Source organism: Peptoclostridium sp. AF21-18 (assembly GCF_003478825.1).
Lineage (GTDB): Bacteria > Bacillota > Clostridia > Peptostreptococcales > Peptostreptococcaceae > Peptacetobacter.
In genome coordinates, this window is the sequence record NZ_QUGE01000027.1 from 1 (window position 1) to 312 (window position 312).

Below are 312 nucleotides of genomic sequence, written 5' to 3' on the forward strand. Positions count from 1 at the left end.
GTCGTTATATCTAAAATACATCCGTATATATTTTTAGAGTGTTCAATCGGAATCGCTACTTTCCAACCAGTTCTCAGAATAGATAAATTAAAATACGATTTTTAATTTTATTCACGAACTTCTTAATATTTCTATTAAGCACAGACTATATCACCATCTAATTTTTTAGATGCTCCCCATTTCCACCACCAATAGCTTGTGATGTACGGCATTTGCCTAGTCGTTGAACCTTATCCTGTTCGGATCTTGGCTGCTGATTATCTATTATTAAAGCACTTAGGATTTAACCTTATGCCATCTAGTTAATTTTTT